The organism is Pantoea sp. EABMAA-21, from assembly GCF_030053335.1.
GTDB classification, from domain to species: Bacteria; Pseudomonadota; Gammaproteobacteria; order Enterobacterales; family Enterobacteriaceae; genus Pantoea; species Pantoea communis.
The window spans coordinates 45,256-67,794 of sequence record NZ_JASGBX010000004.1; the positions used below are offsets into that span (position 1 = coordinate 45,256).

A 22,539-nucleotide genomic window follows, 5' to 3' on the forward strand; every position below is an offset into this window, starting at 1 on the left:
AAATGGCCCCTTTTTACTTAGTGCGAATGCTTAGAGAGTTTGCCAGAAACGGATGGCGCTGGGCTTTCTCCCTCCAGTGAGGCCGCATCATCCAGATTGCGCGATGCGGTTTCTGGTGCCAGGAACCACGACACGATCAGGCCGATAAACGTAATGCCTGCAGCAATGTACATGGTGGGACCAATGCCGATGGTTTGCAGTGAGATCGGTACCAGATATGTCCCAACCGCCGCGCCAATGCGCGACATTGAGGTGCCAATGCCGACGGCTCCGGCGCGAATTTCAGTCGGGAAGATCTCATTTGGATAGACCAGCTGCAGCACCTGCGCGCCGCCGATAAACAGGGCGTAAGCACCAAACATCAGCAGGATGATCATTGAAGGGCCATCACGCAAGGCACCGAGTAACAGCAGTGCCAGACCTGACCACAAGAAACTGTGCAACAACAACTTACGGCGTCCCAGTGAGTTCACCAAACGCGTGCCGATCATGCAGCCCACCACGAACAGCAAGGTAATGGCGATGGAACCGTAAGATGCCCAGTCACCACTGAGATGTAGCGCCTGCAAAACTTTGGGTGCAAAGGCGTAAACGGCGAACACCGGAATAACCGAGCAGGTCCAGAAAATGGTCACAAACGCCATGCGTTTGCCATAGCCAGAATGCAGCAAGCTACCGAATGACAGGTGATTGTTTTCAGGTTGTGGGGGCAGGTTCTTTAGACTAAAGCGGTCGCCATAGACGCGGCGGATAACGGCTTCTGCTTCCTGATGTCGTCCTTTGCTAATCAGCCAGCGCGGTGATTCAGGTGTGCCCATTCTGACAATGAAGAGCAGCGCGCCGATGACTGCCGTGCTCGCCAACGTATAACGCCATGCTTCTACACCGCCAAAATTCAGCAAAGCTTCACCCACCAGATACGCGGTGGCCGCCCCGGCAAACCACAGAATGGTGAGCGTGGCGAGGCATGGGCCGCGCGACTTCTTCGGCATAAACTCAACCAGAAAAGCGGTAGCAACCGGGTATTCAATACCCACGGCGACGCCCGTCATAAAGCGTAAGGCAAAGAGCGTTTCTCCGCTTTGTACCCAAAACTGCGCCAGCGAACAGACAATAAAGAGGGTGGGGCCGACGAAGTAGATCATGCGGCGACCCAGGCGATCGGTCAGTACGCCACCCATGAAGCCACCAAAGAAAATCCCGATCAGGGCTGAAGCCGCAATCAGACCTTCCCATAATGGGCTGAGACCCAAGGCCGGCGACACTTTCGTCATGGCTATACCAATAATACTGAGCACATAGCCATCGACGAAAGAGCCGCCGCCTGAGCGCACCGTTAATAAGCGGTGGAAACGGCTGATAGGAACATCTTCAATAGACATGTTATTTGACATGTTTTACTCCTGTTTCTTTTCGGCGTGAGGGAACTTCACTACGCCAATGCGACTGAATTAAGCACAATCTGCGATGGGTGCTTAACATCATCAGGACGCCAGATAAATATAAACCTGTAGCGGTGATTAAAATGTTATTCAGAACAGAAATTAAAAAAGAAGTGCATCGATAACGCTAGCGGGATTGTTTCATATATCATTTCCTCCGGTGCAGGATAGTCGGATAAATATAACTGAGAGCTTTATCATTTTGATGTGGCTTTTTTGCGGGAGGCGACCACGCCTCCCGAAGTGTTATTCAGAAATCTTACTGCTGACACTTTTGGTAACCACGGTACGTGTTGACCACCAGCAGACTAACGACCCAAGACTGACCATCGCCGTTCCTTGCCAAAACGACAGGATAAGGTGCGAGCTGAGAATAAAGGCCGCTAAAATCGACGAAATGATCGGGATAAAGTAAGACGCGGCGGCTAATACCGTTACATTGCCATGCAAAATGCCGACGTTCCACGCCGCGTAACCGAATCCCATCGCCATCGCCGCCAGCGCCAGTGAAATCCACGTATTAAAAGAGGGTGCAAATTCGGGTTGCGGCGAAATGAGGTATTTAACCCATAATGTTAATGCTGTTAAAACAAAGAACAGCGTAATACCGTTATTACCGTTGGCAATTCTTTTGGTAACCACACAATAAATGGCCCAAATGATTGCGCCGGTAAATGCCAGACCATAGCTTAACGGGTTTTCCATTATATTGTTCGTCATTTCACTGAGCGAAAACCCTTGATCGCCACCCAGTACGCGACATATTCCTGCCACGGCTAAAATCACGCCCGGAATAATCAGCGGGCTGACTTTTTGCCGGTTAACAATCACCGCCAGCACAATCGTCATACTTGGCCATAGATAATTCACCATGCCCACTTCAATTGCTTGCCGTCCGCTATGGGTAAATCCGAGTGAGAGCGAAAGGCAAAGTTCGTAGCAGACAAACAGCACGCTGCCGATAATCACATAACGGCGGGGGAATTTTTTCAGGTTGGGAAATCCCACGCTGAACAGCAGCAATATGGCACTACAGCTGTAGATCAACGCCGCCCCAGCGATCGGACCGAAGCCTTCGCTAACACTTTTGATCAATCCAACAATCGCGCTCCATAACAGGATGGCAATCAAACCTATGAGCGTCGCTTTCTTTTGGGGCATCACCCGCTACCTCTTCTACACAATGTTCACCTGAAATGCCGGTGCAAGCTTACCTGTTAAATTCAGGTTAAAACCAGCATAAAACTATGCCGCCTGACGCACAGTGTAAATACGTCAAAGGGGACGATAGTTGTGGAATGTGATCGTTATCTGAATTCATTTAGAAAATTATTACGTCACTAAAAATAATTTAAATTGTTGATTAATAGTGAATATAAGTTAATTCCTGGTAGGAATGTTCCATCTGATAGTATTTCCTTTGTATTTTTCACGTATACAAAAAACTTATCCCGATTGACCTCTCTTCATGCGATATGCAAATTGTTAACAAACGCAACCATACGGCGTTGCATTTGGTCCTGAATTCACCTGGAGATTTCGTGATGACATTTGAAGGTATCTACACCCCGGCAATTACCCCTTACGCAGCAGATGGCAGCATTGATTTCGCGGCGTTCGCCAACGTCCTCGAATCGCTGATCGAAGCGCGCGTGCACGGCATTATCATCGGCGGATCAACCGGTGAGTATTATGCACAAAGCGCAGAAGAGCGTCTGTCTCTGGTTGAACATGCACGTAAAGTGATTGGCAACCGTCTGCCACTGATTGTGGGTACCGGCGCTATTCGCACTGAAGACGCGGTGGCTTTTGCAACCCACGCTCGTGAGCATAAAGCCGATGCCATTCTGGTGACGTCACCGCCGTATGCGCTGCCAACTGAACTGGAAAACGCCCACCATGCGCTGACCGTTGACAAAGCCGCTCAGTTGCCGATCATGCTGTACAACTATCCGGGCCGTATGGGCATCTCCATGGGAGAAACTTACTTCCGCGAAGTGAGCCGTTCGAAAAATGTGGTGGCGATTAAAGAGAGTTCAGGCGACTTCAACAATCTGCATCTGCTGGCCTGTCAATTCCCGAACATCGCGCTTTCTTGTGGTTGGGATGATCAGGCGCTGGAGTTCTTCGCCTGGGGCGCGCGTAGCTGGGTGTGTGCGGGCTCTAACTTCATTCCACGTGAGCACGTCGCGTTGTACAACGCCTGCGTCGTGGAAAAAGATTTCGATAAAGGACGTAAGATCATGGCTGCGATGATGCCACTGATGAACTTCCTTGATGGCGGCAAATTTGTGCAGTCGATTAAATACGGTTCTGAACTGGCAGGCCTGAAAGCAGGCCAGGTGCGCGCACCGCTGCAGGCACTGGAAGAAGAAGAGAAAGCGCAGTTGCAGGCCGTGATCGACGGTGTGAAACGCAATGTGGCAGCCGTTGCAGTGCTTTAAGGAGTGCGCATGAAACAGGTACAAACGCTGAGCGATGTGGTGAACGTGGCGCGAGAACTGCGGTTCCCGGATCAGGCGTTCATTAACGGACGTTTTACTGCGGCGGTCTCCGGCAAAACACTGGAAACCACCAATCCTGCTACGGGTGAGATTCTGACGCACATCGCTGCTTGTGAAAGCGCGGATGTGAACCTGGCGGTACAGGGCGCACGTAGCGCGTTTGAGTCAGGCAGCTGGAGCCAGCTTCATCCCGGCGAGCGCAAAGCCGTATTACTCAAGCTGGCTGACTTGCTGGAAAACGAAGTCACGCAACTGGCGGTAATGGAAAGTCTCGACAGCGGCAAACCGGTTAGCGAATGCCTGGCAGTGGACGTGCCAGAGACGATTCACGTGATTCGCTGGCATGCGGAAGCCATCGACAAGCTGTACGACCAGACCGCGCCAACCGGCAACGGGGCGATGGCGATGATCGTTCGTGAGCCGATTGGTGTGGTGGGCTGCGTGCTGCCATGGAATTTCCCGCTGCTGATGCTGGCGTGGAAAATCGGCCCAGCGCTGGCTGCTGGCTGCTCGGTGATTGTGAAGCCGGCGGAGCAAACTTCGCTAACGGCATTGCGCGTGGCTGAACTGGCGCATGAAGCGGGTATTCCAGCCGGCGTGCTCAACATCGTCACCGGTACCGGGAAAGAGGTGGGGGAACCCATCGGCCTGCATCCTGATATTGATATGGTGAGCTTCACCGGTTCAACGGCGACCGGACGCCGTTTCCTGCACTATTCCGCGGAATCGAATCTGAAGAAGATTGTGCTGGAATGCGGCGGGAAAAACCCGGCGCTGGTGTTCGATGATGCCGAAGATCTGGCCAGCGTTGCCGCCAATGTGCTAAACGGCGCATTCTGGAATATGGGTGAAAACTGTTCTGCAACTTCCCGACTGCTGGTGCAGGAAGGTGTTAAGGATAAACTGCTCGCTGAGATCGCGGAGCAGATCGGTGAATGGCGTATGGGCAATCCGCTGGATCCAGAGAATCGTCTGGGTACCATGATCACCACCGATCATTTCTGCAAAGTCAGTGACTATCTGAAAACCGCGCGCAAAGAAGGATTACGCATCATTCAGGGCGGATTCACCGATCGCGGTATTTACGTGCAGCCGACCATTGTGGATGGCGTGACGCCGAAAAGCGCACTGTTCCGCGAGGAGATCTTTGGGCCGGTGCTGTGTATCACCACCTTTAAAACGGAAGCCGAAGCCATCGCACTGGCAAATGACACTGATTACGGTCTGGCGGCATCGGTTTACACTGGCAAACTAAGCCGTGCAATTCGCGTATCACGTGCAGTCCGCGCGGGAACGGTGACGGTCAACTGTTTCGGTGAAGGTGATGCAACCACGCCATTTGGTGGCTATAAACAGTCTGGTTTTGGTGGACGCGATAAATCGGTGTACGCACTTGATCAGTACACCGAGCTGAAAACCATCTGGATTGATGTGCCTGCTGAGTAAGTTTAATGCCCGCCACGGATGGCGGGTATACCCTGGAAATAGGATAATTCTCTGCAGATGACGACTCGTATTTTTCTTCTGTAACTCCTTGTAATATAATCATTCCCTTTTCTGTGATCCACCGCAGAATGCAAAAAATATCCCATAATTATTTTTGCTGTATACACACTTTTTCTGTAGGTTAAGCAGGAATTGCATGCGGAATGTCATCACAGGAGATCACTTTGAGATCGGGAAAAGCAGCGTTATACGAAGATTTAAAACGCCTAATTTTGACCATGGAACTGGACCCAGACGAGTTGCTGGATGAAGCCAGCCTGACGGGACAATACGGTTTATCTCGCACGCCTGTGCGTGAAGTTTTCCAGCGACTGGCAGGAGAGGGTTACTTAGAAATCGTCGAAAAACGCGGCGTGCGCGTCATCCCGATGAGCCATTCCACACTGCGCAATTTCTTCCTCGTCGCACCGATGATCTACGCCGCTACCGGTCGCCTGGCGGTACAGAATTTTAAACCTTCCCAGCTGAAATCGCTGAAAGAGACGCAAAAGCGCTTCCGTAAAGCGGTGCAGACGCGTGATGCCGAAGCGCTGGCACTGGAGAACAATCGTTTCCATGAGATCATGGGCGAGATGGCAGCCAATCCCTATTTACAGCCCAGCCTGGGCCGTTTACTGATCGACCATTGCCGCATCGGCCACACCTTTTTCCGCCCGCAAAATGAAGACATGGAACGCCGCCTGCAGCTAGCCGCCGAGCATCATGATGCCTTTATCAGCGCGATCGAAGCGCGAGATGAGCAGAAGGTGGTGGATCTGGTGTTCGAACATTGGGAACTGTCACGCGAAAATATGGAAATCTTTATCGCGCCGCAGGGATTAAAAGCAGACGATCTGGTGCAGTCACCGGAAGGGAATAAGTTGTAGTTTCAGGGTTGTCGATTTTGATACGATAAGGCGGCCTTATGGCCGCCTTGAAATGCGCAGAGTATTTTTAAACAACAGGGCTTACTCGTTACCCCACTCATTCAAAAAGTTAGCAATCTCATCGATTCGCACCGCTTGAATACCCGCTTCACGGGCCATCTCTTGCTGCGACTCTTCGCTAATCTCTTCGTTATTGCTAAGACGAGTCAGTAACAGCTGGAAGTAGTGCGCCAGTGCATCGAGTTCTGCTTCGCTCACATCGTGTTCAGATTCCGACGCGTATTCTTCAGCAATGTCATAATACTTCAGTGGAATATTGTTATTCATTATCAGCTCCCCTTTAAACTTTGAGCATTTTCACTGCGGCATCAATGTCGATCTCATCTTCAGTAAAGATCAGCGTCGTCCCCTGGAAAGTGGTCACCGCCAGTTTTTTTACTGAGCGCATTTCATCAGGCTTAACGTCTGTCTTGGGTTTGATGTTGTTCATCAGAAGGCCCACCGACAGAACGGTGTTTTCTTTATCAATGCGGGTATCAACCGGCTCTTCTTCACTGTAAACCACGAAGGATTTAATCGATGTGAGCTTCAGACGCTCACCGGCGATAAAGATGTATTTGCTGTCCGGTATCACTTTCACCGAAAAGGCCGATAAACCTTTGTTATTGGTGGTCGGTTCGAACGTCACTGCCGCGTCTTTTTTAATCAGATCAGGGTTGGCGACCTTAATCACATGGAAATAACGGTTGTCTCCGTTTTCATCTTTGATAAATCCAAAACCTTTGTCTTCAAACCAGGTTGTGATCGTTCCGTTCATCGCCGTTACCGCCTACTTAATCGTTAATCTAATCAGTTTTTTGCAGCGCGCAGTGTAAAGCACATTGCCTGCGCAGACTACGCCTTTGCTGTAAGTCTGGACGATAAATTTCTGCTGTGCGAGCGCGAGCCTGTGAGAAGAGGGCAAAATTCGTCAGCCCGCTGAAAATTGGTTATCATCCGCACCCACTTCTCAGCCTGGCAGTCCGATGTCCACCATTATCGATACTTTTATAGCTCCGCCGTGTTCTGAAGAGATCTCGATTCTCTATCAGGATGAGCATCTGGTATTGATCGATAAACCCACGGGGCTGCTCAGCCTTTCAGGTAAAAATCCGCAAAATCTGGATTCCGTGCATCACCGGTTGGTGAAGTTATTCCCCGGCTGCACCTTAGTGCATCGCCTCGATTTCGGGACATCCGGATTAATGGTGGTGGCGCGCAACAAAGCGATCAACGCCTTGTTGTGCCAGCAGTTTAGCCAGCGCAGCGTGACTAAAATTTACACGGCGCTATTGTGCGGACATCTCAACCATAATGAAGGGTTGATTGACGCCTCGATAGCAAAAGACCCGGCGCTGTTTCCGTTGATGTCGATTTGTGCCGAGACGGGGAAACCTGCGCGTTCGCGCTATCAGGTAATAGAACGCTTAACTCGTGAAGGGGATAATGGCGTGATATTGCCGGTTTCGCGGGTGCAGCTATTGCCAGAGACGGGCCGCACCCATCAATTGCGTATCCATTGCCAGCAATTGGGCCATCCGATTCTTGGCTGTGATCTGTATGGCGGGTTACTGCAGCCGGGTACGGAAAAAACACCCCGGCTGATGCTGCACGCCAGTGAATTGCATTTTGTCCATCCCATTAGCGGGGAGAACATCACTGCGCGTCATGCCAGCCCGTTTTGACACGGGCGGCATGTATTACCACATCAAATCATCCGGCACTTTGAAGTCCGCGTACGGATCGTCTTCATCCTGCTCTTCCTGACTCAATGCACTGTTCAATACAATGCTATCTGCATCACGCTGCGCAATTTTATCAGCCACGCTGGCGGGAATAATCGCGTATTTGCTTTCGCCACTGCTATCCGCCGCCAGGCGCGCAATCGCCAGACGGCCATTGATCAACTGTGTTTGCGTGGTCTTATCCACACTGATCTTTTTAATTAGGTTGCTATCGGTGAAGTTGAAATCAATCGTCCCTTTGGCAATGGTGATCGCGTTCATTTCGATCAGTTGCTTAACCTGTGCTTTGTACTCTTTGGACAAAGTGGCTTGCTTCTGCTGCTCACTTAGCTGCTTATCACGCTCAATTTGCGCTTTTTTATTCTCTTCCACCGCTTCACGCGCTTCACGTGCCTGCACACGAGACTTCTTGGCAGTGCGCTGCACTTTGGCCATTTTCTTGGTGGAAACTAATCCAGCTTTGAGCATCTGCTCTTGTAAGGTGAGTTTTGTCATCTTCGTCTCTAAAATCCGTTAAAACCTGGCCGGATTATACCTGTAATGCGAGGGCTGATCACGGCGAGGTTTGAGATCGTGATAAATCGTCGTATCAGCGCAGGAGTAATGCCAGCAAGGCAATCAGAGCGGGAAGGGCCTGCACATAGAGAATTTTTCGACTGGCGGTCATCGCGCCGAAGATTCCGGCAATCAACACACAGATGAGGAAAAACAGAGTGACAGGCACACCGTTTTCCCCCAGCCATAACCCCCAGAGTAAACCTGCCGCCAGAAAACCGTTATAAAGGCCCTGATTGGCCGCCAGCACTCGGGTTTCGCGCGCAAAGTCGACGCTGAGTTTGAAGGCTTTCCGGCCGGTTTTCGTCTCCCACAGAAACATCTCCAACACCAGAATGTAGATATGAATCACGGCGACGAGAGCAACAAGGATATTGGCTAACACGGAATTCCTTAATTGAGTGTTCTTTAGATGTATAGAAAGTTTAAGCCAGATTAGCGCCGGTTATTTTTTGCGGAAAAAAAGGCTAGTGATGGCGGTTAAAACCCCTATGAACGGCATCGTTATAGCCCCCGCCCGAAAATTGTGCTGGTCTATGCGTTTTTCTTTACGGATGTCTTCAAAGCGAGAAAGTGCTGCCTTTTCATCGGCCGCGCTGACTTCTTCAAACTGTTTTTCGAATCCCTGACGGGTTAACAGAGTTGCTCTCACATTGTCTGACTTTTGCAGCGCCACGATCTGGTTTCTTTTTTTATAAAAACAATATTCAGGCATTCGATATTCCTTATCAAAAGAGGTAACGGCAATTTATCAGCAGGAACGAAAAGGTACCAAGGTGTCAGAGGTTTTTTTCATGAATATGTGACTTGCGTTATTAGGCAAGTAATACCATGCGACGAGGAGGTACATTTGTTATTGAATCCGCGAAGTTCAGCGCAGATGTTTTGACGCATTCCCAGACGTGTCAGAGCAGTCGCTGACCATCTAATCGCACTGTTCGAGGTTAATCAGCATTCACTGCAGCAGCCCTGAAACAGCACGGCGAAATCAGCACACGCCTGGCGAAGGTTTTGCGCTATATTGGCAGCACTAACACCCGAATATCTCTGCGAAACAGGTAACATTGGCAATGGCTCTGATCCCGAAAAACTATGCACGGCTGGAAAGCGGCTACCGTGAGAAAGCATTAAAAATCTATCCTTGGGTTTGTGGACGCTGCTCACGTGAATTTGTTTACTCCAATCTGCGTGAACTCACCGTGCATCATATCGATCACGATCATACTAACAACCCGGAAGATGGCAGTAACTGGGAATTGTTGTGTCTCTTTTGTCACGACCATGAGCACTCTAAGTACACCGAAGCTGACATGTACGGCACCAGAGTGGTGGCCGGTGAAGATGCACAGAACGATGTAGAAGCAGCAACCTACAATCCCTTTGCTGATTTAAAATCGATGTTAAATAAGAAGAAATAATCGGCACTGATCATTGATGCTGCCAGCATGCCGAACAGAGGCTGGCAGCCTTTACCGTTTGATTTACTGGCGTAACTTCTCTAAAAGTTGCTCAGCCCCTTTATCAATTCCTGTCTCTGCTGCACTAAGTGAACCAAAAGTCGCACCCACGTTCATCGCATTTGGATATTGTTCCGCAACGTACGCCAGTAAGAGTTCGTTTGATGCCGCATCTTTCACCTCCACGGCGAAATTCACGTAGCCACTCATCAAGCCACGTCCTCCACGTACCGACTGAACGATATTGTATGGGCCGCCGGCTAAATCAAACTTTGTGAATGTACCAATCACTTGCGGCGTGGTATCGGCGCCGGTCAGGGTCAGTTTCAATTTGAGCGCAGGAGCCGCCCCGGCAGGGGGATTGGTGATGAATTTCTCCGCTAGCACGTCTTCAAACTTCTTACGCATATATTCAGCGAGTTGACGACGATCATCCACAGACAAGTCATTGAATTGCGCATCATTGCCGCTGTAAATGTCGACCGGTTCAATGCTGATGCTGCGATATTTGCTCCAGTCTACGGGAGCGGCATAACGAAAGGGAATGCGATCGCTATCGTCAGACGTATTCGGCGACATGCGTGATGCTGACGCGATACCAGCATATTTCACCGGGCTGGTAGAGGAACAACCGACAGCGGCAAAAGCGGCCGCTAATACAAGGCTACGACACAACGGGCTGAACAAACGACTCATCTTGATACTCTCCGATAGAAGACATAAGTGAACTGTACGGTTTAGTTAATATCAGTTAGCATAAATCTGTCAAGAAGAGGTTTCAGGGTGTGACATCGTGATGCGGGGGCTGAGAGGTGAGTGCAAGACGTTCGTTAGTGTCGGGTGAAAGAGTTAACGGAAACTATGCAGGATGATGGCCGTATTAGCGGCAATTTTGCTATTGCTCTTCCGCGCCATCCGCAATTTAGGCGAGATACTTCATCTCTGGCAATTAGGTATAAAACGAGGCGGGTTTTATGCCGTCAGGGTTTGGGGCGCGCGCCGCAAACCCTTATTGATGCTGCTGGTTATCGACACCATTGTGGTGGTGGCGCTTATTTGCATTCTGTCAGCCAGAATTCAGATGTTGTGAGCAGCACCTCTGAGGAACAACGAAACGGCGTTTTGCACCATAGTCGTCACCTCACTTTTGGTATAATTCGGCAACGTTCGCTGAAGGAATAATTCATCGACTTCAGCTTTTACTAACGCTGAAAATTGTTTGGCGCGTAATGCCGGGCTGCCGCCGATCAATTCCCCGCTGGCGATGTGATGCTCCATTACCGCCGTCAGGGCGTTCATACTCTCACGCACCCCGGACTCATGAAAAAGCGCGCCGATATCGGAATGGCCCGCTTCACCGACCACCATTCTGTACAACTGCAGAGCCTTCCAGTCTGATGTCAGCGCGCCCAGCATACCTTCACCAAAACGCTGTAACTTCTCACTTAACAACAGGGATTGAGTCTCCGGGTGGTTAAGTTCATCAGCCGCACGCATCAGAAAATTTGTACTAAAACATCTGACAACGGCTTCAAACAGGCTCTCTTTAGAAGCGAAGTAATTATAGAGTGTCGCCTTCGAGCAACCGGCCTGCTTTGCAACGCTATCCATTGAAGCTCGCTCATATCCTTGTTCCAGGAACACGGCTGAAGCGGCGTTGATAATGTCAGTTCTCTTTTGTTCGGTTAGCGTGCGCATCACTCTCTCCTTTGTCGGCGATAAATATTAACAAAACCGGCTGGTTCATTAAAGGAGAGAGGATGGTGGATTCGACGTCTGGAAAATGTTGAGTGAAACCTTAATTGCCACGAAGGGATGTGCGCTGCACAAGCAACACGCTGATTAAAACGATGACCAGTCCGACAAAAGCCGTACCGCTCATCACCTGAGATAGCACTATCCAACCCAGCAGCACGGCGGTGATCGGGCTGAGTAATCCGAGCGATGCCACCGCAACGCTGGGCAGGCGGCCAATTCCCCTGAACCACAACCCGTATGCCACAAATGCACCGGCCAGGGAGAGATAGGCATAAGCGGCCCACTGCGGCAGCGTCAGTGTGGGCAGTGGGGCGTCAATCAGCCACGCTGCGGGTAGCAACATTATTCCACCCAGTATCAGCTGCCAGCCGGTGAGGGCCATCACCGGCAAATCCGTTTTCCAGCGGCGTGTCAGCCATACGCCTGTGGCCATACAGGTCGCGCCCAACAACGCTGCCACAATGCCGACCGGTTCGAACACTGTTTGCGGAGAGAGTAATAGCAAGGCCATCCCGACAACCCCGGCCAGCGCGGCCCATAAAGTGATTCTCGCTGGCGCCCGATGTTCAACTCCCCATGCCAGTAACATCACCAGCAGCGGTTGTATCGCGCCCAATACGGCAGCAAGCCCGCCAGGCAGCCGATAGGCAGCGACAAACAACAGTGCCTGGAAAACACCGATATTCAGCGCACTAAGAATAATGAGCCGTCCAATATCACGGCTGGCGGGCAGGCGACGAGTGAACAGCAACATTAATACCCCTGCCGGAAGTACCCGAATCAGCGCCGCCGTAAAAGGGCGATCGGGTGGCAGAAATTGTGTTGTGACGATGTAGGTTGATCCCCAGATAGCCGGGGCCAGGGCAGTCAATATCACGTCACGCCAGTACGAAAGAGAGAAAGAGGATTGCATCACTTTGCCTTTATCTTCAATTCAAGATAAAATTAGTGTGTCCACCAATTACCTTGAAGTCAAGATAAATGAATGATCAAACTGAAACCCGATCTGATGCCGTCGATCTCATCCTTCAGCAGTGGCAGCGCGAGCGGCCAGATTTAGACTGCAGCCCGATGGGACCGATTGGACGTCTCAAGCGTTGCACGGCGCTGATTGAACAGCGACTTGAAGAAGCTTTTGCCGAGTTTGAATTGAGCATGTGGGAGTTTGATATGCTGGCAACACTGCGCCGTGCCGGAGCACCTTATAGTTTAAGTCCTACCGAGTTGTTTTCGACGCTAATGGTCACCTCGGGCACCATGACGCATCGCTTAAAACGCCTTGAATCCAGAGGGCTGATTACCCGACAGGTAAATGCAGAGGATGCGCGAAGCATGCTGGTGCAATTAAGTCAGGACGGACTGGCGTTAATAGACCGTGCGGTAGAAAAACACGTGGATAACGAAAGAAAGATTCTGTCTGGGCTCTCTCCTGAAGTGCTGATGGCACTGGATAGCCACCTGTCGGGTTTATTGCGATCGCTTGACGGATCCCATCAGCGCTAATTGCCCCATTCTCACGCGTCAGCGTTGTGACGTCGTAATGAGTATTCCCCTATCAGGACACCAAATTTATTTCAGGTCCGGTGCTGTGGCGTAAGTTGAGCACACCGGATCCCTCTAACACTTTCATGCCAATCCCCGCGCCTGAACCCCCGATTTTTTGCGATCCATAACACAATCGTATCGTGATTATATTGACAACATTTCATGAAATTCAGTAAAACTTTATACATAAGGTATACATGATAAATACCCGTGAAATTCATTAAACACTTACGCTTTACACCGCTAAAAAACCCTACGTTGTACGGGCAATCCGCCAGTACAAACAATGAAAACGTGTATTGGAGTAACGAAATTGCAAAAGATCACCTCACTGCCTGCCGATGATTCGATGCCGGGTTGGTTTCATACCAGTGCCGCTCGTACGCCACGCCCGGCGCATATTGGTCAGAAAAAAACACGCTTCGCGATTGTGGGGGCGGGCTTAACGGGTCTGGCAGCTGCGCGACAATTAGCGCTGAATTTCCCCAATGATGAAGTGGTGCTGATTGAGGCGCAGGAAGTGGGATATGGATCGGCAGGACGTAACGCTGGTTTTGCCATCGACGTACCGCATGATATCGGCGCGAAGGATTATATTGGCGACGTCACCATTGCGAATAAAGTCCTCAAGCTGAATACATTAGGGCAAAACTATCTGCGTCAGATTGTGCAGGAACACGGCATCGAATGTCAGATGACCGAATCCGGTAAATATCAGGCATCAGTCGGTGAGCAGGGCACAGCGATTCTCGAAGCCTATCGTAGCGGATTGGCAAAGATCGGGCGCGAATCCGAAATGATCTCGGGTAAAGATCTGCCGGATCACATTGGCACTTCTTATTACAAGCAGGCGCTGTTTATTCCCGGCACCATCTTGTTGCAGCCTTCAGCATTGGTAAAAGGTCTGGCGGATAATCTGCCCGCGAACGTCACGCTGTACGAGTACACACCCATCACGTCGATTGACTACGGTGACAAAGTGACGTTGGTGCATGACAAAGGGAGCATCACCGCTGATACGTTGATCCTGGCTAATAACGGTTTTGCGTCGCACTTTGGTTTCCTGCAGCGCCGTTTGCTACCGACTTTCCTTTACGGCAGCCTGTCACGTCAGTTGACTGAAGAAGAACAAGCGCGTTTAGGAGGCAAAGCGGTGTGGGGGGTGATTCCGGCGCATCCGTTTGGCAGCACCATTCGTCGCACAGTGGATAATCGTATTCTGGTGCGCAACAGTTTTAGTTTCCATCCGGATGGACGACCACGCGAGAAATACCTTAAGCAGTATCTGGAAAACCATCGCAAATCGTTTGAACGCCGTTTCCCAATGCTGCCGCAGGTGGATTTTGAATACACCTGGAGCGGCGCGATTTGCCTGTCGGAAAACCACGAAGGCTTCTTTGGCAAACTGGCACCGAATGTTTATGGTGCGCTGTGCTGTAACGGATTAGGCATAACGCGCGGCACGGCAACCGGCAAATTGATTGCCGATATGATCGCCGGTGAGAAAAACGAACTGATCGATTTCCTCACCCAATCACCGGGTCCAAACCGCACGCCAGCTGAGCCTTTCCTTTCGATTGGCGTGAACTCGGTGTTGAAGTGGGGCCAATACCGCGCAGGCATGGAAGTATAAGAAGGAAATTGCCGCCAGCATTAATGGCGGCTTTTACCCTTGGCTGCTTACCACTTCATCTCACCAGTATTCACTTTCGCACTCAGTTCCAGTGAACTTTCATCCGGCAGATTCGGATAGGCTTTTTTCATCGCCTCAATCACTTCTGCTGATCCCTTGTGCTGCTGGAGTGCTTTTTCAAAACTCTGCAGATAGTTAAGGGTAAATGTCACCGCGCCATCGCCCGCCGGACGTGAGCCAATGTAGTGTCCTGGAATGACCACTTTCGGTTTAAGCTGCTGAATCTCTTTGAGCACGCTGCGCCACTGCTCACGGCTGGCTGGCGTTTGCGTATCTGCGGTCCAGACGTGGATGCCCGCTGCCACGGCGGTGCCCCCCAGCACGGCCTTATTGGCTGGGATCCACAGATAAGCGGATTTATCACCCGCATGACGCAGTTCAACACGTTCACCATCCACGTTAAACGAAGTCTGATGGGTGATCTGCGGTACATAAAGTTGGGTAGGCGCACCATCCGGCATTTTCGGGCCCCAATACGCTAATTTGGCGGCTTTAGTAGCTTCGATATGCTCAACCACTGTTGGTGCTGCGACAATTTTCACCTGAGGGAAGGCTTTGACGATGGGCTCGAGGCCAAAATAGAAATCAGGATCGCCTGAGGTAATCAGGATTTGAGTGAGTTTTTTGCCGCTGGCTTTGATCATCTCTACCAGTTTCTCGCCGTCTTTCGGGCTGAACTGTGCATCGACCAGCAGCGCTTCGTGTGGCCCGGTAATCAGCGTTGACGATACCGGAAACACGCCTTGTTCCTGCGGATTGTAAACTGCCAATTGCAATGGGGCAGCAAACGCCGGGCCGGCTGCCAGTGCGAGCAACAACGTCAGTGACTTCATCTTCATCTCATTTTCCTTTCAGTGCCAACATGGCTGGGAAGCACATCATTGTAAGGATTTTTATGTCTGCTAGAATTCCCGCAAATAGAGATGATCAGTTTCATAAAACGATCAGATGGAGAGCAGATGGACAGAGTCAAAGCCGCTTCAGTATTTAATCGCATTTGCGAACTAGGCAGCCTGAGTGCCGCAGCGCGGGCGCTGGATATCTCACGGCCAATGGTCAGCCGTTATCTGGATGAAATGGAGAAATGGGCAGGCGCACGTTTACTACACCGTTCATCACGTCGCTTGACCATTACCCCGGCCGGGGAAAAAGTGCTGGAGAAAACCCGCATGCTGGCACGGCTGGCCGATGAGATAACCGGACAGGGCGAACCGGGAGAACCGCAGGGCACATTACGCGTCGCCTGTGCGCACTCCACCGCGACCCATATTCTGGGGCCGATGATCCCGGCCTTTTTGGCACGCTATCCACTGCTGCGCATTGAGTTAGAAATCAACAACCAGCCGGTGAGTTTAGTGGGAGAGCGCATCGATGTGGCGGTGAGGATCACGGAAAATCCTGAACCGGGCGCAATTGCCCGCCTTCTTGGCGAATGTGCTTCGGTGGTGTGCGCATCACCCGATTATTTGCGCAAGCATGGCAATCCTGAAACGCCGCAGGATTTGAGCCAGCATAATTGCCTGCACTATAGCCGCTTTGCCGGGCAGAGTTGGCAGTTCAACGATGCCAATGGCGATGCACTGAGCACAGCCGTGAGCGGAAATTTCAGTGCCGGCATCTCATCGGTATTGTGCGATGCCGCCATCGCCGGATGTGGGCTGGCCATGGTGCCAGAAATGGAAGCGCGAGCCGGGATAGCAAACGGTCAGTTGCAATGTGTACTGCCGGACTTTACGCCAAAAACCCTCGGCATTTATGGATTGTATATGTCGCGCGAACGCCAACCTGCCGCGCTGCGGCTGTTTCTTGATGCGGTGCAGCAACAGCTGGCTTCATAAATGCTTTACGCATAACGTCATACAGTTGTGCTATGTCTTGAGAATCTGACACGCAAGGAGAACTCAAGATGCGCATTCCCGACTACCCTTCGCAACATAACGAACAGTGGGCTCAGGTCGATAATTACTTTGCAAACGCATTGGCAGCCGAGGATGTGGCGCTGAAAGCTGCATTAGCGCATAACGCTGCTCAGGGCTTACCGGTGCACGATGTTTCGGCATTACAGGGCAAATGGCTGGCATTGATGGTGACGATTACAGGTGCAAAGCGCGTACTGGAAATTGGCACATTAGGGGGATACAGCACAATCTGGATGGCTCGGGCTCTACCGGAAAACGGCCAAATTATCACGCTCGAATTCAATCCCCATCACGCTGAAGTGGCCCGTCACAACCTGGCGTTGGCACGTGTTCACGATCATGCAGAAGTGATCGTTGGCGCTGCATTGGATAGCTTGCCGATGCTGACTGCGCCGTTTGACCTGATCTTCATTGATGCCGATAAAGTCAATAATCCTCACTATCTTCACTGGGCATTGAAACTTGCTCGTGTTGGGACCGTGATCATTGCGGATAACGTGGTTCGCGGAGGGGCGGTAGTCGCTGCGGATAGTGAGGATCCTAATGTCAGCGGCCTGCGTGAGTTCGTCGATATGATCAACCAGGATAATCGATTGGAAGCCACGGCACTGCAGACGGTTGGCGAAAAAGGCTGGGATGGACTGATCATGGCGGTGGTGAAAAGTTTATAAGCGCTAAATGGGTGATAGTATCCATCAGCAAGTATCACTGAACGTTAATAATGGAGTATTAACTGATGCGCCACTGGGCTACTGACTTTGTTCTCATCTTTGGTTTGATGGGAGGGAGTCACTTTGGCTTGCCAGCACAGACAGCCGGCGCTACGCAACTCGCGGGATTGATACGTGAGCCGCTCTCATTAACCATAACCTTCCCCAACGGACAACGCGCGGTGCTGGATGCTTATGTCACACGACCAGACAAACCCGGTGTGTTTCCTGTTGCACTGATCACCCACGGCACCGATGGCAGCGAGCAGAGCGATCGCCAGCATCTCACGCCGAACCGTTTCTCAGCTGCCGCCATCACCTTTGCCCGACATGGTTATGCCGCTGTGGTGGTGATGCGACAGGGCTATGGTCAATCCACCGGCCACAACGATTATCAAGGCAACAGCTGCGCCCAGCCGCAACATGCTCTAGCAGGGAAAATGGCACGAGACGATATCCTTGCTGCACTGACGGCGATACGGGTACAGCCCTGGGCGGCAAAACATCAAGCTGTGCTGGTCGGCCAATCATCTGGCGGTTTCAGCGTGCTCGCCGCCAGTGCCCTGAATCCACCGGGTGTACAGGCTATCATCAGCTTTTCAGGTGGACGCGGAGCCATGGGTGAGGGCCAGGTTTGTGATAAAACCTCACTGCTGGCGACGCTGAAATCTTATGGTCAAACCGCACGAATCCCAACACTCTGGCTTTACACTGCCAATGATCAGTCGTTTTCACCCCAGCTTGGCGAGGAGATGTTCAAGGCTTACCATCACGCAGAGGCTAAGGGTAAGCTGATCACTCTGCCGGCTTACGGTAACGATGGGCATGATTTACTGATTTCAGCGCCGGAAGGATTCTGGTGGCGCAGCGTCTCGTCGTTTCTTAGCCAGCAACATTTGCCGAGCCATGAAGTGGTGTCCCTTACTGAAGTCGAGCTTGCTGCACCGGCAGGATTAACGCCATCAGGTCAACAGGCTTTCAAACACTATCTGTCAGATCTCGGCTATGAGAAAGCGTTCGCGACCAACGGCGAAGGTGTGTGGGGCCGCGCCCACTGGGCTCGCACCCAGCAGGATGCAAACCATGAAGCTCTGGCAAATTGCGAGCAGTATCGTGAGAAGGAAGAAGCGGCGTGCACCATTTACGCCGCTGGAGATCAACGCTCAGCGGCGAAATGACGCGCTAGGCGATGGGCGTGACTTGCATAAAGTGCATGATCGCCACCAGTGTAACGATCGACAGCACCGTGGAGATGAGGATCGCGCCAGAAGTGATTTGCGCATCACGCCGATAATACTCAGCCAGCATAAAGGGCCCGGTACCGGTGGGCAGTGCCGCCAGCAGAATCGCCATGTTGGTGAGATCTTGCGGCAGGTGAAACAGCCAGACGGCTAACATCCAGGTCAGCAGCGGCTGCATCACCAGCTTGGCCACCACGACCAGGCCCACCGTGGTGAAACTCATTTTCGCCGCGGTGGGCAATTCGCTGGCTTTGGCTTTTTGTCGGCTGGCTAGAAACACCCCTAAACACACCAGCGCGCAAGGGCTGGCCGCACCGCCGAGCAGTTTCAGGAAGGTTTCAACGCTGCCGGGCATGGTCAAACCCGCGCTGGAGCAAGCTGCCCCCAACAGCGGTGAGATAATCAGCGGGTTCTTTAAAATGGCGCGCAGTACTTTAATCGCCAGTCGATGAAATTCACGTTCACTCTGCAAACCAATCTCGATCATCGCGATGGCAATCGCGAACAGGATACACGCCACCACAATAGTCGCCGTGGTGGTGGGGATCAGGCTGCTTTTACCAAAAATCAGTAACAACAGCGGAAAACCCAGATAACCGGTGTTGGGATAGGCGGCGGCAACGCCATCGACGCTGGCATCGGCAGTGGATTTGCCTTTGAATTTTTGACAGGCAAACACGATAACAAATGAGGCGGCGCAGGAGAGGGCAAACGCCCAGAAGAATTCCGGTTGATAAATGGTGTGCCACGGCGTGTGTGCCATGATGTCAAACAGCAGCGCAGGCAGCGCAAGCCATACCACAAATTTATTCAGTTCCGTCGCCGAGGTTGGCCCTAATACACCTATCATGCGGCAAGCATATCCCGCCACAATTAAGCCGAAAACCGGCAAAAGAATCAGAAACGTCGCTATCATTGTGTCCTCCCAGTAAGCTGAAGGACTCTAGTGCCTTTAGTGATGCAGATCCAATAGCAAATTTGGCCGGGATTGATACGGAAAATGAATCATGCTTGATATGAAGCCGCTGCGGTACTTTATCGCGCTGGCAGAAGTGAAAAATTTCCACCGTGCCGCGGAGCGTCTGCATCTATCACAGCCGTCCTTAAGTCGTCACATCGCTGCACTGGAAAAAGCGGTGGGTACACAGCTGGTGGAACGCAATACGCGCCAGCTAATGCTGACGCCCGCCGGTGAGAGCTTCTACCAGGATGCACGTAAGATCCTCGAATCACTCCAGCAGGCGCAACAACTGGCGCGTGACACCGCCGCGGGCAAATCGGGTTTATTGCGCGTGGGTTTCACTATGTACTCTGCACATAGCGTGATCCCGGAGTATGTGCGATTGATTCGCCATCACTTCCCCAACATTGCTCTGGAATTGGAAGAGGCGGTCACTGAAGACCTGCCGGATAAAGTGCTGGCAGGTGAAGTCGATTTAGCGGTACTGGTGGAAGGAACTGCACGCGTGGGCATGCAGACATTGACCGTGTTAACCGAGCCTTTATGTGTGGCCATGTCGCGCACACATCCTAAAGCGAGAAGTCGGAAATTGCAGATCGAAGATTTGCGCGACGATCCTTTTGTGATGACCTCCGCCAGCGCCGGGAGCCGATTAACCGCGGTAATTATGGATTATTGCCGGGCTCATGGTTTTGAACCGATGGTCAGTCTGCAGGTTCGTCTGCAACACACCATGCTTAGCCTGGTCAATGACGCTAGCTATGTGGCATTGGTGCCTTCATCTGTTCAACAACTCAAAATGGATGGCATCGTCTTCAAACCGCTGGCGGATGCGCCGCAGGTTAATCTTGCCGTTGCCTGGAGCAGCGATAACCGCAATCCCTGCCTCAACAGTTTTATAAAACTGCTGATTCAACGACACGCAGCAGTGTGAAACCTACGCCAGCCGCATAATTCTCTGCGGCGCGATAACTACATTGAATTAAATCAATAGGTTAAGATGGGTGGGCCCTGCGAGTCAGTGGCGGTTTCAGCCTGAAATCGCCACAAATTCAGCATTGTGTTGTTCAAAAAATAAGCCAATATTTACTTTATCGTTAAGCCAATTTTAATCTTCACCACGTAGAGTGCCCTCACAGTCACAACCATCAGTAAACGAAGTCAGAATTGCCGAGGCGTAACAGAACTCCTGTTAGTTGCCCGCGTCTATAGACCGTGTTGAGCTGTGTTATCCGCTGGAGAGTACCTTTGCTGCGACTATTATTTCTGTTGATGGGTGGACCGGCGCTAAGAGCGGGTTGGCCTTATCTGACCGGGCTGGGCCTGCTGTGTGCTGGTGCGAGTACCGGGATCCTGATGGATCTGTTGCAACATGGAAGTTTATCGTTCCCCTTGCATGTGTTAGGGGTATTCCTTGCGGTCGAAGGGCTGGCGGAAGCAGTGAGTGCAATCTATTCGCCTGCCGGCATTGCCTGGCCACCTTTGATGAAATCTGCAGGGCTGATGCTGTTTGGCCTGTTGGTATTCATTGCACCGCATGACAGCAGCCTCTGCTTCTCACTGGGTTTTGCCTTGATTTTTCTGCTGGATGGCGGGTTCCGTGTCATTTCATGCAGCCTGATGCGCTGTCGGCGATGGACGCGGAAATTCAGCCTCGGATGCGCGGAAATCCTGTTCAGCCTCCTGATTGCCATCCATTGGCCGCTGGCTCCGCATGTGATCGTGCCGCTGTGTTTTGCTCTTTTGCTGGCGGGATGGGGCATCAATCTCTTGTTTATGGGAGCGCAAATTCATGCGCTGCCAGAGAACACCAGTGTTACCGCACTGCCTCTCTTTACCCGCAAAGGACTGCGTGCGCCGCATGGATTGAATTATGAACATCCGCCGCTGCAGGCTGGGCATACCAGTGTGCCGCTCAATGTCTACATCTGGACGCCGTTGGGTTCGGGCGATGTCGCCGGACGTCGTCCATGGTTTGACCGTTGGGTCGCAGCGATTGACCATCGCGGTAAAGTATCTACCGGCCATACATCGTTAGAGATGGGTAATGAACTCTATATCAGCCTCTACCCGGTTGATGACGTTTCACGCAGCTTGCGCGGTTTCCTGCAAACGCTGCGCGCAAAAGAGGAGTTCGACGTTGAGGGTTGTTTGCTGCCATCGCTGGAAAGTGAAATCAAAAGATGGTGCCGCCCTGATAAACGTCTGGTTCTTACGCACTACAATCAGGCAGCCTTGCGCAATTACTGGCGCGCGAATGCAACCGATACCCGCTATAACCTCACATCACGTAACTGTTCGACCAGCGTAATGCAGGCGCTGGACGTTGCTACTGAAGGCTTGTTGGGTGAACACGGTTTGAAAGGGCTTTGGGTCATCCTCAACCCCGATTTTTGGTTGTTGAGCCTGGTACGCAGCCGCGCAGAAGGCATGACGTGGACGCCAGGACTGGTGATGGATTACTGCATTTTGCTGCGCCGTGTGCTGGAAACTCAACAGCGAACCAGCCGCTATCGCAAAATCATTCATCGTTTAAGAGTCGAACTGCTCGGCGCACGCATGGTCGTGCGCAGTTTGTTACGTTGACCGTTTTTGAAC

25 protein-coding genes are annotated in these 22,539 nt (G+C 51.6%); 13 read left to right on the forward strand and 12 right to left on the reverse strand.

Annotation, left to right across the window (positions count from 1 at the left end):
• Positions 1-17 precede the first annotated feature (17 nt).
• Complete coding sequence (locus tag QMZ65_RS07410) at positions 18-1,394, reverse strand: MFS transporter (protein WP_283215702.1); 1,377 nt, start codon at positions 1,392-1,394, stop codon at positions 18-20.
• A 294-nt stretch (positions 1,395-1,688) separates the two neighbouring features.
• On the reverse strand, positions 1,689-2,603 hold the full coding sequence (gene yddG, locus QMZ65_RS07415) for an aromatic amino acid DMT transporter YddG (RefSeq protein WP_283215703.1): 915 nt from the start codon (positions 2,601-2,603) through the stop codon (positions 1,689-1,691).
• Between the two features lie 383 nt (positions 2,604-2,986).
• Here yddG and QMZ65_RS07420 point away from each other — a divergent pair, with 383 nt between their 5' ends.
• The 3 genes from QMZ65_RS07420 to QMZ65_RS07430 all read left to right on the forward strand — a co-directional run bounded on the left by QMZ65_RS07420 (position 2,987) and on the right by QMZ65_RS07430 (position 6,318).
• A complete protein-coding gene (locus tag QMZ65_RS07420; RefSeq protein ID WP_283215852.1) occupies positions 2,987-3,886 on the forward strand; it encodes a dihydrodipicolinate synthase family protein in 900 nt (299 codons plus the stop codon).
• Positions 3,887-3,895: 9 nt separating this feature from the next.
• The gene (locus tag QMZ65_RS07425; protein WP_283215704.1) at positions 3,896-5,392 is read left to right on the forward strand and encodes an aldehyde dehydrogenase; all 1,497 of its coding nucleotides are present in this window, start codon (positions 3,896-3,898) and stop codon (positions 5,390-5,392) included.
• Positions 5,393-5,595: 203 nt separating this feature from the next.
• Positions 5,596-6,318, forward strand: coding sequence for a GntR family transcriptional regulator (locus tag QMZ65_RS07430; protein WP_283215705.1), 723 nt, complete (start codon positions 5,596-5,598; stop codon positions 6,316-6,318).
• An 81-nt stretch (positions 6,319-6,399) separates the two neighbouring features.
• Here the strand turns inward: QMZ65_RS07430 and QMZ65_RS07435 are convergent, their stop codons facing one another.
• Both QMZ65_RS07435 and QMZ65_RS07440 read right to left on the reverse strand, forming a co-directional pair.
• Positions 6,400-6,645 carry a DUF2543 family protein gene (locus QMZ65_RS07435; protein WP_058960931.1) on the reverse strand — a complete coding sequence of 82 codons (246 nt, stop codon included), beginning with the start codon at positions 6,643-6,645 and terminating at the stop codon, positions 6,400-6,402.
• A gap of 13 nt (positions 6,646-6,658) precedes the next feature.
• A complete protein-coding gene (locus QMZ65_RS07440; protein WP_034824130.1) occupies positions 6,659-7,135 on the reverse strand; it encodes a cold-shock protein in 477 nt (158 codons plus the stop codon).
• A gap of 208 nt (positions 7,136-7,343) precedes the next feature.
• Between QMZ65_RS07440 and QMZ65_RS07445 the strand changes: the two genes are divergently transcribed.
• On the forward strand, positions 7,344-8,042 hold the full coding sequence (locus tag QMZ65_RS07445; RefSeq protein ID WP_283215706.1) for an RluA family pseudouridine synthase: 699 nt from the start codon (positions 7,344-7,346) through the stop codon (positions 8,040-8,042).
• Between the two features lie 15 nt (positions 8,043-8,057).
• Here the strand turns inward: QMZ65_RS07445 and QMZ65_RS07450 are convergent, their stop codons facing one another.
• The 3 genes from QMZ65_RS07450 to QMZ65_RS07460 form a co-directional block, all read right to left on the reverse strand.
• Positions 8,058-8,597 (reverse strand): DUF2058 domain-containing protein, encoded by a 540-nt coding sequence (locus QMZ65_RS07450; RefSeq protein ID WP_097119098.1) that lies wholly within the window; start codon positions 8,595-8,597, stop codon positions 8,058-8,060.
• A gap of 94 nt (positions 8,598-8,691) precedes the next feature.
• Positions 8,692-9,042: a DUF1304 domain-containing protein gene (locus tag QMZ65_RS07455; protein ID WP_045815627.1), complete on the reverse strand. Its 351-nt coding sequence runs from the start codon at positions 9,040-9,042 to the stop codon at positions 8,692-8,694.
• A gap of 60 nt (positions 9,043-9,102) precedes the next feature.
• Positions 9,103-9,372 carry a hypothetical protein gene (locus QMZ65_RS07460; protein ID WP_283215707.1) on the reverse strand — a complete coding sequence of 90 codons (270 nt, stop codon included), beginning with the start codon at positions 9,370-9,372 and terminating at the stop codon, positions 9,103-9,105.
• A gap of 355 nt (positions 9,373-9,727) precedes the next feature.
• Between QMZ65_RS07460 and yajD the strand changes: the two genes are divergently transcribed.
• Complete coding sequence (yajD, locus tag QMZ65_RS07465) at positions 9,728-10,075, forward strand: HNH nuclease YajD (protein WP_034824111.1); 348 nt, start codon at positions 9,728-9,730, stop codon at positions 10,073-10,075.
• Positions 10,076-10,138: 63 nt separating this feature from the next.
• Here the strand turns inward: yajD and QMZ65_RS07470 are convergent, their stop codons facing one another.
• Positions 10,139-10,810 carry a DUF3313 domain-containing protein gene (locus tag QMZ65_RS07470; RefSeq protein WP_097119099.1) on the reverse strand — a complete coding sequence of 224 codons (672 nt, stop codon included), beginning with the start codon at positions 10,808-10,810 and terminating at the stop codon, positions 10,139-10,141.
• Positions 10,811-10,982: 172 nt separating this feature from the next.
• On the opposite strand from QMZ65_RS07470, the gene QMZ65_RS07475 reads away from it, so the two are divergent.
• Positions 10,983-11,204, forward strand: coding sequence for a hypothetical protein (locus QMZ65_RS07475; protein ID WP_283215708.1), 222 nt, complete (start codon positions 10,983-10,985; stop codon positions 11,202-11,204).
• Here QMZ65_RS07475 and QMZ65_RS07480 read toward each other — a convergent pair.
• Entirely contained in the window at positions 11,192-11,812 is a 621-nt protein-coding gene (locus QMZ65_RS07480) for a TetR/AcrR family transcriptional regulator (RefSeq protein ID WP_160834218.1), read from the reverse strand. The genes QMZ65_RS07475 and QMZ65_RS07480 overlap by 13 nt on opposite strands.
• Positions 11,813-11,912: 100 nt before the next feature.
• Positions 11,913-12,785 (reverse strand): EamA family transporter, encoded by an 873-nt coding sequence (locus QMZ65_RS07485; protein WP_283215709.1) that lies wholly within the window; start codon positions 12,783-12,785, stop codon positions 11,913-11,915.
• Positions 12,786-12,853: 68 nt separating this feature from the next.
• Here QMZ65_RS07485 and QMZ65_RS07490 point away from each other — a divergent pair, with 68 nt between their 5' ends.
• Both QMZ65_RS07490 and QMZ65_RS07495 read left to right on the forward strand, forming a co-directional pair.
• Positions 12,854-13,375, forward strand: a complete 522-nt coding sequence (locus QMZ65_RS07490; protein ID WP_283215710.1) for a MarR family winged helix-turn-helix transcriptional regulator — start codon at positions 12,854-12,856, stop codon at positions 13,373-13,375.
• A gap of 355 nt (positions 13,376-13,730) precedes the next feature.
• Entirely contained in the window at positions 13,731-15,050 is a 1,320-nt protein-coding gene (locus QMZ65_RS07495) for an NAD(P)/FAD-dependent oxidoreductase (protein ID WP_097119104.1), read from the forward strand.
• A 47-nt stretch (positions 15,051-15,097) separates the two neighbouring features.
• Here the strand turns inward: QMZ65_RS07495 and QMZ65_RS07500 are convergent, their stop codons facing one another.
• Positions 15,098-15,949 carry a Vmh family MBL fold metallo-hydrolase gene (locus tag QMZ65_RS07500; protein ID WP_283215711.1) on the reverse strand — a complete coding sequence of 284 codons (852 nt, stop codon included), beginning with the start codon at positions 15,947-15,949 and terminating at the stop codon, positions 15,098-15,100.
• 120 nt (positions 15,950-16,069) lie between these two features.
• Between QMZ65_RS07500 and QMZ65_RS07505 the strand changes: the two genes are divergently transcribed.
• The 3 genes from QMZ65_RS07505 to QMZ65_RS07515 all read left to right on the forward strand — a co-directional run bounded on the left by QMZ65_RS07505 (position 16,070) and on the right by QMZ65_RS07515 (position 18,917).
• Complete coding sequence (locus tag QMZ65_RS07505; protein ID WP_283215712.1) at positions 16,070-16,948, forward strand: LysR family transcriptional regulator; 879 nt, start codon at positions 16,070-16,072, stop codon at positions 16,946-16,948.
• A 68-nt stretch (positions 16,949-17,016) separates the two neighbouring features.
• Positions 17,017-17,700 carry an O-methyltransferase gene (locus tag QMZ65_RS07510; protein WP_283215713.1) on the forward strand — a complete coding sequence of 228 codons (684 nt, stop codon included), beginning with the start codon at positions 17,017-17,019 and terminating at the stop codon, positions 17,698-17,700.
• A gap of 65 nt (positions 17,701-17,765) precedes the next feature.
• Positions 17,766-18,917 carry a dienelactone hydrolase family protein gene (locus tag QMZ65_RS07515; RefSeq protein WP_283215714.1) on the forward strand — a complete coding sequence of 384 codons (1,152 nt, stop codon included), beginning with the start codon at positions 17,766-17,768 and terminating at the stop codon, positions 18,915-18,917.
• A gap of 4 nt (positions 18,918-18,921) precedes the next feature.
• On the opposite strand, the gene QMZ65_RS07520 is transcribed toward QMZ65_RS07515, so the two are convergent.
• Entirely contained in the window at positions 18,922-19,896 is a 975-nt protein-coding gene (locus QMZ65_RS07520; RefSeq protein ID WP_283215715.1) for an AEC family transporter, read from the reverse strand.
• 91 nt (positions 19,897-19,987) lie between these two features.
• Here QMZ65_RS07520 and QMZ65_RS07525 point away from each other — a divergent pair, with 91 nt between their 5' ends.
• Positions 19,988-20,875 (forward strand): LysR substrate-binding domain-containing protein, encoded by an 888-nt coding sequence (locus QMZ65_RS07525; protein ID WP_160834212.1) that lies wholly within the window; start codon positions 19,988-19,990, stop codon positions 20,873-20,875.
• A 314-nt stretch (positions 20,876-21,189) separates the two neighbouring features.
• Complete coding sequence (locus QMZ65_RS07530; RefSeq protein WP_283215716.1) at positions 21,190-22,527, forward strand: DUF4105 domain-containing protein; 1,338 nt, start codon at positions 21,190-21,192, stop codon at positions 22,525-22,527.
• The last annotated feature ends 12 nt before the right edge of the window (positions 22,528-22,539 follow it).